The 14050-nt window shown below is 63.3% G+C and carries 14 protein-coding genes; 6 read left to right on the top strand and 8 right to left on the bottom strand.

Annotated features, from left to right (window positions below):
- The first annotated feature begins 3 nt into the window (after positions 1–3).
- A complete protein-coding gene (locus tag EKH81_RS02455) occupies positions 4–561 on the top strand; it encodes a metal-dependent hydrolase (protein ID WP_132057925.1) in 558 nt (185 codons plus the stop codon).
- A gap of 23 nt (positions 562–584) precedes the next feature.
- On the opposite strand, the gene cofG is transcribed toward EKH81_RS02455, so the two are convergent.
- The 5 genes from cofG to EKH81_RS02430 all read right to left on the bottom strand — a co-directional run bounded on the left by cofG (position 585) and on the right by EKH81_RS02430 (position 4876).
- The gene (cofG, locus tag EKH81_RS02450) at positions 585–1712 is read right to left on the bottom strand and encodes a 7,8-didemethyl-8-hydroxy-5-deazariboflavin synthase subunit CofG (protein WP_132057926.1); all 1128 of its coding nucleotides are present in this window, start codon (positions 1710–1712) and stop codon (positions 585–587) included.
- A 54-nt stretch (positions 1713–1766) separates the two neighbouring features.
- Positions 1767–2375, bottom strand: coding sequence for a hypothetical protein (locus EKH81_RS02445; protein ID WP_132057927.1), 609 nt, complete (start codon positions 2373–2375; stop codon positions 1767–1769).
- Entirely contained in the window at positions 2376–3641 is a 1266-nt protein-coding gene (locus EKH81_RS02440; protein WP_132057928.1) for an ATP-dependent nuclease, read from the bottom strand. It abuts the gene before it with no gap.
- A 55-nt stretch (positions 3642–3696) separates the two neighbouring features.
- Positions 3697–4365, bottom strand: coding sequence for a 2-phospho-L-lactate guanylyltransferase (cofC, locus tag EKH81_RS02435; RefSeq protein WP_132057929.1), 669 nt, complete (start codon positions 4363–4365; stop codon positions 3697–3699).
- Positions 4366–4438: 73 nt separating this feature from the next.
- Positions 4439–4876 (bottom strand): VanZ family protein, encoded by a 438-nt coding sequence (locus EKH81_RS02430; RefSeq protein WP_132057930.1) that lies wholly within the window; start codon positions 4874–4876, stop codon positions 4439–4441.
- 144 nt (positions 4877–5020) lie between these two features.
- Between EKH81_RS02430 and EKH81_RS02425 the strand changes: the two genes are divergently transcribed.
- The gene (locus EKH81_RS02425; RefSeq protein ID WP_132057931.1) at positions 5021–6952 is read left to right on the top strand and encodes an aldehyde ferredoxin oxidoreductase family protein; all 1932 of its coding nucleotides are present in this window, start codon (positions 5021–5023) and stop codon (positions 6950–6952) included.
- A gap of 66 nt (positions 6953–7018) precedes the next feature.
- Here the strand turns inward: EKH81_RS02425 and EKH81_RS02420 are convergent, their stop codons facing one another.
- Positions 7019–7357 (bottom strand): DUF6176 family protein, encoded by a 339-nt coding sequence (locus tag EKH81_RS02420; protein WP_132057932.1) that lies wholly within the window; start codon positions 7355–7357, stop codon positions 7019–7021.
- Between the two features lie 128 nt (positions 7358–7485).
- Between EKH81_RS02420 and EKH81_RS02415 the strand changes: the two genes are divergently transcribed.
- Together EKH81_RS02415 and EKH81_RS02410 are read left to right on the top strand one after the other, a co-directional pair.
- Positions 7486–8019 carry a GNAT family N-acetyltransferase gene (locus tag EKH81_RS02415; RefSeq protein WP_162224347.1) on the top strand — a complete coding sequence of 178 codons (534 nt, stop codon included), beginning with the start codon at positions 7486–7488 and terminating at the stop codon, positions 8017–8019.
- A gap of 169 nt (positions 8020–8188) precedes the next feature.
- Positions 8189–9502 (top strand): trans-sulfuration enzyme family protein, encoded by a 1314-nt coding sequence (locus tag EKH81_RS02410; RefSeq protein ID WP_202935035.1) that lies wholly within the window; start codon positions 8189–8191, stop codon positions 9500–9502.
- An 18-nt stretch (positions 9503–9520) separates the two neighbouring features.
- Here the strand turns inward: EKH81_RS02410 and EKH81_RS02405 are convergent, their stop codons facing one another.
- The gene (locus EKH81_RS02405; RefSeq protein WP_132057934.1) at positions 9521–10363 is read right to left on the bottom strand and encodes an MOSC domain-containing protein; all 843 of its coding nucleotides are present in this window, start codon (positions 10361–10363) and stop codon (positions 9521–9523) included.
- 132 nt (positions 10364–10495) lie between these two features.
- Between EKH81_RS02405 and EKH81_RS02400 the strand changes: the two genes are divergently transcribed.
- Together EKH81_RS02400 and EKH81_RS02395 are read left to right on the top strand one after the other, a co-directional pair.
- On the top strand, positions 10496–10819 hold the full coding sequence (locus EKH81_RS02400) for a DUF7991 family protein (protein ID WP_132057935.1): 324 nt from the start codon (positions 10496–10498) through the stop codon (positions 10817–10819).
- 101 nt (positions 10820–10920) lie between these two features.
- A complete protein-coding gene (locus EKH81_RS02395; RefSeq protein WP_132057936.1) occupies positions 10921–11775 on the top strand; it encodes an isoaspartyl peptidase/L-asparaginase in 855 nt (284 codons plus the stop codon).
- A 63-nt stretch (positions 11776–11838) separates the two neighbouring features.
- Here the strand turns inward: EKH81_RS02395 and EKH81_RS02390 are convergent, their stop codons facing one another.
- Positions 11839–13812 carry a hypothetical protein gene (locus tag EKH81_RS02390; protein ID WP_132057937.1) on the bottom strand — a complete coding sequence of 658 codons (1974 nt, stop codon included), beginning with the start codon at positions 13810–13812 and terminating at the stop codon, positions 11839–11841.
- Between the last annotated feature and the right edge of the window lie 238 nt (positions 13813–14050).

Below are 14050 nucleotides of genomic sequence, written 5' to 3'. Positions count from 1 at the left end.
CGCATGATGAACACTACCCACGCCGCGATGGGCGTGACGCTCGCCGCCCCGGTCGCGGTCGTCGCGCCGGAGTTCGCGTCGGTGGCGGCGTTGGGCGCAATCGTCGGCGGCGTACTCCCCGACCTCGACCTGCTCGCCGGACAGCACCGCCGGACGCTCCACTTTCCGGTGTACTACGCGGCGGCCGGAGCGGTCGCGGGTGCGGTCGCGGCGTTCTCGCCGACGAACGCGACCGTCGCGGTCGCGTTCGTCCTGCTCTCGGCCGCGATTCACTGTATCACCGACGCGGCGGGCGGCGGCCTCGAACTCCGCCCGTGGGAGGCCACCGACGACCGCGGGGTGTACGTCCACCCGGCGAAACAATGGGTCGCCCCCCGGCGCTGGATTCGCTACGACGGCGCGCCCGAAGACCTCCTGCTCGCCGCGATTTTCTCGGTGCCGGGCCTCGTGCTGTTCGACGGGTGGGTCCGGACGTTCACCGTCGTCGGACTCGCGGTGTCGGTACTCTACGTCGCCGTCAGAAAGCGCCTGCCGGGAATCGAGATGCGGTATCTGCGGTGAGTGCCCGGCGACACCTGCGGTGACTACTCGGCGTCGAGAACGGCCCGATACCGCTTGCCAGCCTCGTCGTCGGCCTCGATTGCTCGCCGAATCGTCTCGGAAACCCACTCGTTCTCTGTGGCCTCGCCACCGACTCCGTCCGACAGAAACCGCCGATACACCGGGAGTCGCTCGCGGAGCGGAACCCCGGCCTCGTCGGCGATATCCTCCAACTCCCGGAGCGCGGGCCACTCGTACTCGGGGTTGATATAGTCGTCCGTAATCGGCGAGACGCCGCCCAAGTCGTCCACGCCGCAGTCGAGGAGGTCGCGGGTCGGAGAGAGGTTCGGCGGGACCTGCACCGAAATCTCGTCCGGCAAGCAGTACCGCGCCATCGACACCACCCGGCGCATCGTCTCGACGGAGGGTTGGTCGAAGTTCGAGCGCTCGTTCGGAACCACGTTCTGGACGATGACCTCCTGCACGTGACCGTATCGCTCGTGCAGGTCGCGGATGGCGAGCAGGCTTTTCGCGCGGTCGCGCCAATCTTCGCCGATGCCGACCAGCAGGCCAGTGGTGAACGGCACGCCGAGTTCGCCCGCGGTTCGAATCGTGTCGAGTCGCTGGCCCGGATTCTTTCGGCGGGGTCCCGCGTGGGCGTCCACGTCGGCGACCGTTTCGAGCATCACGCCCATCGAGGCGTTCACGTCGGCGACCGTCGCCATCTGCTCGCGGGTCTGGTCGCCGGGGTTGCTGTGGGGGAGCAGGCCCACGTCGAGCGCTATTTCGCAGACTTCCCGGAGGTAGGTGTGAATCGAATCGTGGCCCCACGAGTCGAGTTGTTCGTGAATCCGGTCGTAGCGGTCGTCGGGGTCGTCGCCGAACGTAAAGAGCGCCTCGGTGCATCCGGCGTCAGCGCCGGTTTCGAGGATGTCTCTGACTTCCTCGGGCGAGAGCAGGGACGCCTCTCCCGGCGGGTCGAAGTAGGTGCAGTAGGTGCAGGTGTACCGGCAGGCCGTGGTGAGCGGGACGAAGACGTTCTTGGCGAACGTGAGTTCGTCGGCGGGGGATACGTCACCGGGGTTGATTTCAAGGAGGTTCGAGGCCTCGCGCTCGTCGAACTCGATTCGGATATCGTACTCGGCGGCCCCCGGGATCTCGGCACCTGCCATTGTATCGAGTTCTGGCTTCGGCGGGAAAATCCTTGCTTTCGCGGTTACTTGGAATCAGTTCTCTTTGTCCGGTAGTACCGAATGGAGAAAGTCGTAGATGTGGTCTGCTTCGCCGAGAAAGTCCTCGATTCCGGCTTTCCATTCGTCGGTCTCGTCGTCGCGAGACACGTCAGCAACGCGTTCTAGGGTCTGCTCGAAGGCGACGATTTGGAACTCTCCTTTCTTCTTGCCGTTCGTCGTTAGGACTTCACAGACCCCGGCCACCATGTCGTGGTTTCGCTCGGCTACTTCAGGAGCATCGAGTTCCAGCCTGTCGTGTCGAGTGCGGATTCGCTCGTCTAGCCCATCTACGAAAGTTTCGAGAGTTCCGCCGTCGAGGTCTACGAGAACGGTAATCTCGGGGTCGATTCGAAGCAGTTGGTTCACGACGACCGAGAAGACCTTCTCCAACTCCTGTTTTCCATTGTCAGACTTGACGAGGACGTGGTACGGATTCCGTCTCTCCCGGAAGTTCGAAATTTGACGGGACTCTTCACCTCGCATCGAGGATTGGATTTCCTCGCCGAGAACGGTTTTCAGCTCGAAACTTCCGCCCCGCTCCTCAAAGAAAGATGATACAAGGTGAACGTCGTGCTTCCCCTCACAGAGAATGATGTGTTTCATTCAAATCCCTCGCAGGTCGAGGTGGAGGTCTTTCAGATTCTCGCGGGCAGTCGCGTAGTCCTCGACCACTGCCGAGTCCTCTTCCATCCGGAGGAGGGAGAATTCGTCTTCGAGATAGGCTTCCTCTTCGTCAGTCAGATTCTCGGTGAAAAAGCCGTTGATGAAGTCGCTGTCGTGGGTAGTGATGAAGAGTTGCACGTCCTCCTCGCGGGCGAGGTTGATAAGGAAGTAGACGACTTCACGAATGTATCCGGGATGCATGTGGGTTTCCGGTTCTTCGAGAAGGACGATGTCGTTTTGAACGTCTTCGTCCATGAGTTCCCAGAGCAAGCCGACTATCGACTTGAAACCGTCACCCATGAAATCGAACGGTATTTGATTTTTCTCCCCGGTTTCGTCTTCGAAAACGAGGTAGTCAAGCGTGAAAGTTTTGAGGTTATCTACTATCCCTGTTTGTTTTATGTAGTCGCTGATATCGTCTGTCTTGATCGGTTCTTGATTGTCGTCAGCTTGCCCAATGCGCTCAGTAGGATTTGTCGATTGGATGAATGTGACTGAATCAGTTAGTTCTGGTTGGTTTATAAATGTGTTTTCGGGAGGGAGACCAAGATCTAGTCTTCTTGAATAAAATTCGAAGAACCCTCTTGGACCCATTTGGTTATGATAGAGCCCCAAATCAGTGACATTCTCGTTCTGGCTAAATTCATCAACTATCTCCTCTAGAATACTTCTCATGAGTGAGGTGCTTCTTTCTCCACCCAAAAAACACGGATATTCGTTATCCGTTGTCGACAATATTAGTATCTCATCTTGGAGTCCTTCAGTGGACTCCGTGACCATCTTTTCCTTTATCGTGTTTGCTAATGAGTTCCGGATTTCTTCGTAGATTTGTTTTGGAGCATCAGACTCTTCTTTTTCGGCAGTAAACTGTGAAAGCGACATCTGAAAGCCACCGGTGGTAGAAGCTATCTCGAAAAACATAGTCTCCGCTTCCGATAATGATGGATATCTTATATTGGTTTTGATGGTTGGTAGGTCAGTCTCTCCACAAATCTCAGTACGGTCGAAATCTACATGGATCACGGAATCGATGTTTTCATCGAAGTTTTCGAGACTTCGAGGATTAAAGAACAGATCCACAGCTTCCAAGAACGAAGTCTTCCCGGTGTTGTTCCGCCCGGTAATCAAATTAATATCTGACGGCTCGAACTCCACATGCTCCAACCCTTTGAACCCCTCAATCTCGATGTGTTCGAGTTCCGTCATCGGTAATCGCTTACGCCCATCTTAGCCCTCATCGTATTAAAACGGTGGCCTTCTCTCAGATTCCGTCCCGAACCACACCGACCCGACTCTCGTCGCTCGCCAGTTCGAACCCCGCCTCTTTCAGCCACTTGAACGACTCGCTCCGCGCTCGCGGTTTCACCGCTCGCATTTCCGAGGCGCGTTGCGCCTCGCTCTTTCCGTGAATCAGCACCTCCGCCAAGTCCTTGCGCTCGTCCACATCAGTCGCGAGTCGGTGCGAGTCAACGACCTCGACCTCCGCCCCGACCTCTCGCGCAATCTCCAGATGGTCCAGATACGAAGTCCCGTGGTAGTCCACCCGAAACTCGGGGTGGCGCGCGACGAGCGCGTTCGTGCCGCCGCCTCGTCCCGGCACGAGTGCGACCTCAGCGTCGGTTCCGAACAGTCGCGCCAGCGCGTCGGGGGTCGCCAGCGCGAGGTCGGCCATCACGATTGCGACGGGTCCCTCGGTCTCGGCCAGCACGGCGTTGACTGCGGGCGTGAGCGGTCGGTCGTCCACCGTCACCGGCGCGTCCACCGCGACTGGAGCCGTCGCGAGCACTTCGGGGTCGCGACCGGTCGCGCGCACGGCCGCCAGCACGTCCGCGAGCATCGCTTCGGCGAACGAAGACCGCTCGGCGGCGGAGAGCACGCCTTCGAGTCGGGTCTTCGGCTCACTGGCGGCGAAGGGGACGACGACTCTCATTCGTGCCCGTCGTTGGGTCGGCGGTCGTTAAGAGGCTGTGGAATGGCGTCGAGACGGGCGTACATCCGGAGGCTCACCGCCCCGCGTTCGTCTCAGCGGTCTGGGCGGCTTCGAGTCGCTGGGTGACCGCGAACGCCGTCCGCCAGCACACCGCCCCGACCGTCACGCCGACGACGTTCGCGAGGATGTCGCCGACCGAGAACGCCCGCGTGGGGACCACGGCCTGTGCGAACTCGATGCCGACGCCGTACGCGAGCGCGAGCGCGGCCGCCAGCACGACCGCCCGGCCGACCCCGCGACCGGGGGCGAGTGCGGTCGCGAGCGCGCCTGCGAGTCCCCCGTACGCCAGCACGTGGAGCCACTTGTCGAAGCCGAACAGTCCGAGCGGGCCGGTGTGAGGCACGCCCGAACTCGGCGGCTCGATTACCGAACTGTAGAAGATGACGCCAGCCACGGCGACGACGCCGACCCAGCGGAGCCACCCCGGCGGGCGGAGACGGTCGAAGTTCATCGACTCGGCGTTCGCACGCGCACCGATAAAAGACGGTGGTGTCGGTCGGGAAACTCGACCTCGGTCGGGCGTAACCTATTCCGGTTACGCCATTACGGCAATGACTAACACGTTTCCGGCCTAATACAATTATAGGACGTTACCATGACTGATTTAGGCGGATTCCAAGACCACGTCGCTCGCGTCGACCTCTCCGAGGAGGCCGTTGGCTACGAGGGTATCGACGACGACGACGCTCGGAAGTACATCGGCGCGCGAGGGCTGGGGGTAAAGTACGTCTTCGACAACGGGGCGGACGTGGACCCGCTCGGCTCGGACAACCTCCTCGCGTTCATGACGGGGCCGCTCACCGGGACTCAGACCGTGATGAGCGGGCGAATCGCGGTCGTCACGAAGTCGCCGCTCACGAACACCGTGACCGATTCGCACCACGGCGGGTGGTCGGGCGCGCGACTCAAGTGGTCCGGGTTCGACGGCCTGCTGTTCGAGGGGAAAGCAGACGACCCTGTCTACGCGGTCGTCGAAGACGGCGAAGTCGAACTCCGGGACGCCTCGCACATGTGGGGATGGGGCGTCCACGATACGATGGCCGAAATAGAAGACAAGATGGACGGCGCGTTCGGCAAGAACCTCTCGGCGATGGCCATCGGACCGGGCGGCGAGAATCAGGTCCGGTACGCCTGCATCATGAACGAGGACGACCGGGCTTCCGGCCGAGGTGGCACGGGCGCGGTGATGGGGTCGAAGAACCTCAAGGCGGTCGTGGTCAAATCCTCGACCAAGATGCCCAAGCCCGCCGACTCCGAGACGTTCCAGAAGGGCCACAAGCAGGCGATGCGCGTGATTCAGGAGTCCGACGTGACCGCGCCGAACGAGGGCGGCCTGTCGCTGTACGGCACCAACGTCCTGATGAACGTCACCGAGGAGATGGACGGCCTGCCGACCCGGAACGCAAAGTACACCTCCACCAGCAGCGAGGCCGAGGGCGACGCCGACGAACCCAACATCGACGCCGAGAAGGTGTCGGGCGAGAACGTCCGCGAGAACATCCTCGTGGACGAACCCACCTGCCACTCCTGCCCCGTGGCGTGCAAGAAGGAGGTCGAGGTGCAGGTCAACCACAAGGGCGAGGACCACAACATCCGGATGGAGTCCTACGAGTACGAGTCGGCGTGGGCGCTCGGCCCGAACTCGATGACCGACGACCGCGACAAGGTCGCGATGATGATAGACCGGTGTAACGACATGGCGGTCGACACCATCGAGATGGGCAACACGATGGCGATGGCGATGGAAGCCACCGAGGAGGGCCACCTCGAAGAAGGACTCGACTGGGGCGACACCGAGACGATGATAGAGATGATAGAGCGCGTCGCCAACCGCGAGGACGACCTCGCCGACCTCCTCGCGGAGGGTGCGAAGCGCGCGGCCGAGGAACTCGGCGACGAGGACATGTCCCTCGACGTGAAGGGCCAGACGATGGCGGCCTACGACCCGCGCGGCATGAAGGGGATGGCAATCGGCTACGCCACCTCGAACCGCGGCGCGTGCCACCTCCGGGGGTACACCCCGGCCGCCGAGATTCTCGGCATCCCGGAGAAGGTCGACCCCCACGAACCCGAGGGGAAAGGCGAACTCTGCGCCACCTTCCAGGACATGCACGCGGTCTCCGACAGCTTCGACATCTGCAAGTTCAACGCCTTCGCGGAGGGCGTCGAGGAGTACGTCCTCCAGTACAACGGCATGACCGGCCTCGACCTCTCCGAGGAGGAGATTATGGAGGCGGGCGAGCGCATCTACAACCTCGAACGCTACTACAACAACCTCGTCGGCTTCGACGGGAGCGACGACGACCTGCCGGTCCGGTTCGTGGAAGGCGAACCCAAGGCGATTCCGGGACAGGGCGGCTCCGAAGGCTCGCTCGTGGAACTCGACCAACTCAAAGACGAGTATTACGAGGTCCGCGGCTGGGAAGACGGCGTGGTGCCCGACGAGAAATTGGAGGAACTCGGTATCGACGTGGGGCCGGGCACGGGCGTGAGCAGTGGCGGCGCGGCGGCCTCGGGCGACGACTGAGCGAACGTCCTCTTTTCCGGACGCGAGCGACTTTCCCGGTTCACTTGCTTCGAGGTAGCTTCGCTCTCAGGTCCGGTCCGGGTTCGTGAAGTGGCCGATGGATTCGAACTTCCGGTCGTCGTCGGTCAGCGTCTCGGCCAGCACCTCGTGGTGCTGTTCGTCTATCTCGTAGGCTTCTTCGTCGCCAGCCTCGTCGGCCACCTCCATATCGGCGGCTTCCATGAACATGTAGAAGTAGTCGCTGTCGTCGGTGGTCTCGATAAACGCAGTTTCGGTGTACATCCCCTCGTGATGGAGGGTTTCGAGGACTTCGTCTTCACGGTCTGATAGTTCTGTGAACCACGTGCGCAGACGTTCGGTCTTTCCGGGTTTGATTCGCGCCCGGACCAATGTGGCTTCGGTCATGTTCTCACGTCAAAGCGCCGTCGCATAAGGTCGTCGTCCGACCGTGCACCCCAACCCTCATCCTTCAACCAGAATTCCCGACGAAACCGACCGTCACGGCTACCACCTTCCTCGTGGCACTCACTCGCATGGAAATCAGAGACGCCACGAAAGACGACATCTCGACCATTCGCTCGGTCGCCCGCGAGTCGTGGAAGCGCGCCTACGCCGACGTCGTGCCCGAATCGGTCATCGAGGACGCGGTTTCGGAGTGGTACGCCGACGACGCGATGAACCGAATCATCGGCGACGACGAGCAGGTGTGTCTGGTCGCGAGCGAGTCGCAACGCGACTCGGAAAGCGCGAGCGGAGAGCGAAGCGAACCGCGAGCGGGCGAAATTCTCGGGTTCGCGCACGGAGCCACAGACAACGGCGAGGGCGACGTGCTCCGACTCTACGTTCACCCCGAGCGATGGCACGAGGGCATCGGAACCTCCCTGCTGGAAGCCACGGAGGAACGACTGAGAGAGATGGGCGCGGAGACGATGCAGGCGATGGTACTCGCCGAAAACGAGATGGGCAACGCGTTCTACGAGGAGCGAGGCTTCGAGAAGACCGGCGAAGCCGAGACCCATCTCGACGGCGAGACCCGGACCGAGAACGTCTACGCGAGAGCGTCGTGACCGCGCGCGAGTTCGGTTCGGTATTGTGCGCGTCTGAAATTTCGCCGCATACCTCGGCAGTTATTGCCAGTATACTCGGCGGTAATCTTTCGACCCGAGACATTCTTTCGGCGCATTAAATAGTCGAAGGAATCAAATGGCTCGTCGTGAAACGATGGTATGGTTGTGCATGTCATCTGAAAATCTGTCTGAGTCCGACGCCAAACGCTTCGAAACGCTCGCGGTCACGCACGGCGAGGAACCGGACCTCTCGAACGGGGTGGGCGACGTGACCTCGCCGATACACCTCGCCTCGACGTTCGCCGTCGAGGGCATCGATATGAATACCGCGCTCGAGGACTTGGACCCCGACGCCGACGAATTTCTGTACACGCGACTCTCGAATCCGACCCGTCACGCGGTCGAAAAGCGGGTCGCGGCCCTGGAGGGCGGCGAACACGCGATGGCGTTCGCCTCCGGGACGAGCGCCATCGTGGCGGCCGTCATGGCCGCGGTCGAACCCGGCGACCACGTAGTGGCGTTCGACGACCTCTACGGCGGGACGAACACGATGCTCAAGGAGCTTTTCCGCGACAAACTCAACGTCGCGGTGGACTTCGTGGACGCGACCGACCCCGAAACGGTCCGGTCGGCGATGCGTCCCGAGACGAGTCTCGTCTGGATGGAGACGCCCACGAACCCCCTGCTCAAACTCTGCGACATCGAGGCGATGGCCGATATCGCCCACGAGGGCGGCGCGCTCCTCGGCGTGGACAACACCTTCATGGGACCGTACTTCCAGCGTCCGCTCGAACTCGGCGCGGACGTGGTGGTCCACAGCACCACGAAGTACATCAACGGTCACAGCGACTCGCTCGGCGGCGTGGCGGTCGTTTCGGACGACGACTACGCCCAAGAAATCGGCTTCCTCCAGCAGGTCGGGATGGGCAACGTGATGGCTCCGTTCGACGCCTACATGGTGCTTCGGGGGCTAAAGACGCTCCCGCTCCGCATGCGCCAGCACGAGACCAACGCCGCGGAAGTCGCGGCCTACCTCGAATCCCACGACGCGGTCGCCGCGGTCCACTACCCCGGACTCGAATCTCACCCCCAACACGAACTCGCCGACGAACAGATGGACGGCCACGGCGGCGTCCTCTCGTTCGAAATCGACGGCGACCTCGAAGACGTAGAGCGGTTCGTCGCCGCCTTGGAGGAGTTCACGCTCGCGGTCAGCCTCGGCGGCGTCGAGAGCCTCATCGAACACCCCGCGAGCATGACCCACTCGCCGCTTCCCGCCGAGGAGCGCGCGGAACTCGGCATCACCGACGCTCTGCTCCGGGTGTCGGTCGGCGTCGAACACCCCAAGGACCTGCTCTCAGACCTCGAACGCGGCTTCGAAGCGGTGGAGAAAGGACGGGCAAACGCGGCCGACGCCGAATCCGGGGCTTCGGAGGCGTCCGACGAGTCGGACGCCTCCGAAGCGTCCGCGTCGATGGATTAGTCGCTCGTTTTATCGGCTCTACTCCTCGGACTCGACGCCCGCAATTCGAACCTCGTCGCCGACCGAAATCTCCGCGCCCCACTCGGATTCGGGGACGTTGGTGTTGACCATCAGCCGATAGTCGTGGTCGAAGCGGTCCGAATCGGTCCACTCAGGCATGGTCTCGGCGCGCTTTTCGAGGAACGTCTCGCGGAACGCCGGCGTCTCCTCGCCCGTGTCGGGGTCTCGGGCCGGGACCACGCACCGCGCACAGGGATTGACGCCCGCGAATCGCACGTCGCCGATTTCGAAGGCGACGACTTCGCCGGCGTCGGCGAACAGGCGGTCTTCCCAGAACGCGGGCACGCCGCCGATTTCGAGGCTCGCACGGAATCGGCGGCGCATCTCCCCGACGCCGATTCCGGGGAACCACGACGCCACCTCCCGGAGCGTTCCGGTCGAGATGACGGTCGGGCCGGACGCCGAATCGTCGTCGGGGTAGCCGCCTGCCGGCTCCCGGCGGACGCTCACCGGTCGGTCGAAGTAGTCGCTCAGCCAGTCGTTTAGCTCCGTACGGTCGTCGAGGTCGAACGTTCGGAAGTCGTCGTCGCCCTCCACGCGAAGCGTGAGGGTTCCCGCCTCGGAGTCGAACGACGACCGAAGCCGGTGGACCGCGGCGGTTCGCTTGCCGTTGATGTAGTCGCCGTTGCCGGAAACCGAGGCGGTCGCCCTGTCGTGAGGCTCGTCGGCGGGCGCGTCTACGATGGCGTATTCGCGGTCGCCTGCGAGCGCGCCGCGTTCGGTCAGTCGCGCCGAGTCGCGGGTCTCGGGGTCGAGCGACTTGACCGGGTAGACCGTGATGCGTTCGAGCGTCGGCGTCATTGGTGGTCGGTGGCGGGCGAGCGTGGTGAATCCTCCGGTCGAGGCCCCCGCTTTCGGCGACCGGGGACGCGCCCGGTCGAACCGCCGAATCCGGTACTCACAAGACCGCCCGACACCAAGGGGCAGGTAACGATGTCACAGGCCGCGACCCTCATCGGCTTCCTGATAATCATCGTCGTCAACACCCTCGTCGCGGCGGTCGCAATCCGGTTCTTCCGGCTCAGGCTCTCGACCGCGTGGGGCGCGGCGGTGTACACCGTGCTGTTCGTGCCGCTCATCTACCTCGTCACCACCATCCTGCTGTCGGGGTTCGTCGGCTTCGGCGGCGAAGGAGTACAGGACACGGGGACTGCACTCATCCTCGTCTGGGTCCTCCCGTTCACGCTCGCGCTCTCGCTCGACATCTTCTGGCTGCCGCCGCCCGAGGAGGCTGGAACGCCCGACCGCACCCGGTGACGCCGCGACACCCGACCGCACCGGTGACGCCGTCGAGACGCCGCGCCGCCCGGACTGCCGATTGACCGATGCTTAAGGTCTCTCCCGAACCACCTCCGTGCATGAAGGTCATCGTCCACGGCGGAGCAGGCGGCGTCCCCGACGAACCCGAACCCAGACAGGCGGTCCTCGACGACGCCGCGGCGGCGGGCGCGAGCGAGTCGTCAGTCGTCGATGCGGTCGAAGCCGCGGTCCACGTCCTCGAATCCTCGCCCCGATTCAACGCCGGAGTCGGCGGCGCGGTCCAGAGCGACGGCGAGATTCGGACCGACGCTGGCGTGATGACCAGCGACCGCGACGCGGGCGCAGCCTGCTCGATGCTCGGCGTCGAACACGCAGTGTCGGCCGCCCGCGTCGTGATGGAGGAGACCCCGCACGTCCTCGTCTCGGGCGACCACGCGGTCGAACTCGCGGCCGACTTCGGCGTCGAGACCGACGCCGACCTCTGGACCGAGCAGTCCCGCGAGCGATGGGAGGACTACGAAACCCCCGACGGGTCGCCGAGCGAACACCTCGACTGGCTCCGCGAGAAGTTCGGCGGAAGCGACACCGTGGGCGCGGTCGCGTTCGACGGCGACGAGTTCGCCGCGGCGACCTCCACCGGGGGCCGGTGGCTCGCGCTCGCGGGCCGGGTCGGCGACGTGCCACAAATCGGGAGCGGCTTCTTCGCGGCCCCCGCGGGCGCGGCGAGCGCCACGGGCGCGGGCGAGGACATCGCCAAGGCGACCCTGACCCGCCGAGCGGTCCGCCACCTCGAAGCCGGGTACGGTGCCCAAGCGGCCGCCGACCGGGCCATCGAGGAGTTCGGTGAACTCACGGGGTCGCGAGCGGGCGTCATCGTCCTCGACACCGACGGCGAGGCCGGGAGCGCGTTCAACAGCGACGACATGCAGACCGCGGTTGACAGCGGCGAGTAGCGCCGCTGGTGACTGGCGGCGCGGTCGAAAGAAAAGTTGCGTCAGTTCGACCCGAAAGCTGCGTCAGGCTTCTTCGGTCGTTGTCTCTTCGTCGTCAGCGCCGAGTTCGTCTTCTTCCTCGTCCTCTTCGGTCGTCGTTTCTTCGTCCTCAGCGGCTTCCTCGTCGTCAGCCGCGTCTTCCTCGGTCGTCGTTTCTTCGTCCTCACCGTCCGCTTCGTCGTCCTCCTCTTCGGTCGTGGTTTCCTCGTCGTCAGCGGCGTCTTCCTCAGTCGTGGTTTCTTCGTCCTCACCGTCTTCGTCTTCGGTCGTGGTCTCGTTACCCGGTTCGGTCGTCTCCGCGCCACCGTCCGCGGTGTCGTTCGCTTCGGTGATGGTCAGATTACCGGTCTGGTTCGCGCCCAGCGTGTACACGCCGTGGGTGTACTCCCCGGCGGGGAACGCGCCGATATCGCTTTCGGTGATGTTGAACGTCACCGTGGTCGAGTTCCCGGCCGGAATCTGAGTCAGGTCGGAATCGACGACGTTGCCCTCGATGCGGTAGGACACCTGCTGGACGACCTGGTCGCCGCCCTCGTTCGAGACGGTCGCCTCGACGGTGTAGTTGTCGCCCTGCTGGACTTCCGAGGGTGCCGAGAGGTCCTGGATGGAGAGGATAGCGACCTGGCCCTCCTCGACGCTCGACTCCTCGGCCGCGGCCGACCCGACGGTCGCGTTCTCGACGCTTACGGTCCCGACCGAGACGTTCTCGATGACCGTGCCGTCTTGGCCGCCGTCGGTCGCGGTGGTCGTCTCTTCGTCGTCAGCTTCGTCCTCCTCGTCAGCGGCGTCTTCCTCGGTGGTCGTCTCTTCGTCCTCGGCGTCTTCCTCGTCAGCCGCATCTTCCTCCTCCTCTTCGGTCGTGGTCTCCTCGTCTTGGAGGGCGAGGTCGTCTTCTTCGGTCGTGGTTTCCTCTTCGTCAGCGCCGTCGGCTTCCTCCTCGGTCGTCTCTTCGTCGTCAGCGCCGAGGTCGTCGTCCTCCTCCTCTGTCGTGGTCTCTTCGGCTTCCTCGTCCTCGGCGTCTTCTTCCTCAGCATCCTCCTCTTCAGTCGTCGTTTCGGTCTCCTCGGTGGTCGTCTCCTCGTCGTCAGCACCGGTGTCGAGACTCTCGACCACCATGTTCGAGACCATCATCTCCTGTACGTCGACGGTCTGGATGGTCGCGCTCTCGACTTCGACCGACTCGACTTCCTGGTCCATCTCGGCGGTCTGATTGTCGTCAGCGACCGTGGTTTCCGCGTCCTCTTCGGTCGTCGTTTCTTCCTCGTCGTCCGCTTCGTCTTCTTCGGTCGTGGTCTCGTCCTCGTCGTCAGCCGCGTCTTCCTCCTCAGTCGTGGTCTCCTCGTCTTGGAGCGCGAGGTCGTCTTCCTCGGTCGTGGTCTCCTCGTCGTCAGCGCCGTCGGCTTCCTCCTCGGTCGTCTCTTCGTCGTCAGCGCCGAGGTCATCTTCCTCGTCCTCCTCGGTCGTGGTTTCCTCGTCCTCCTCGGCGTCTTCCTCCTCAGCGTCCTCCTCCTCCTCCTCGGTCGTGGTTTCGGTCTCCTCAGCCGTGGTCTCCTCGGCGGTCGCCTCACCGTCGGTCTGGACGGTCAGGCTCTCGACCGTGAGCTGTGAGACGTTCATCTCCTCGATGGTGAGGTCCTGCACCGTGACCTCCTGGACCGAGGCGTTCCCGCTGAGTTGCTGGGAGAGCGACTCGTCGTCGGTCTCGACGCTCTCCATCGTCACGTTCTCGAAGGACAGTTCCCCGAGCGTGACGTTCTGGAGCGTCGCGTCGTCGAGCGTCTCGTCGCGATTCTCGATTTCGACCGACTCGACGTTCATCTCCTCAATCGTCGCGTTCTCGACCGTGGCGTTCGCGAGTTCGAGTCGCTCGACGGTCGTGTCTTGAAGTGTGACTCCGTTCGTGTCTGTCGCGTCCGACGGACCCCCGAGCGTCGCCATCGGAACGCCGGCGAGCATCAGGAGCATCGCCATCAATACCGCACCGGTCTCTCGTTGCATAGGCGTCCAGTCATATCGCCAGAACCGCCAATAAACGGGACCAACCGTTTCGTACCGTTCGGGGCGTTGACGGCCTATTACCCGCGTTACCACCGAGTTACGGACTCGGTACGTCGGCCTTAACCGAATCGGTGACATGTGGACGCACGGAGGCGTCGCAGTGGCGCACGCGGGCGATTCGGACTCGTCTCGAAAGCGATTTCGGCGAGACGAGTCGAGACGCAAACTCTTTCCCCCA

The sequence above is a fragment of the Halorussus amylolyticus genome, from assembly GCF_004143485.2.
Classification (GTDB): domain Archaea; phylum Halobacteriota; class Halobacteria; order Halobacteriales; family Haladaptataceae; genus Halorussus; species Halorussus amylolyticus.
Note: the sequence above shows the minus strand (reverse complement) of the source record. Positions and strands in the feature narration are given on the sequence as shown.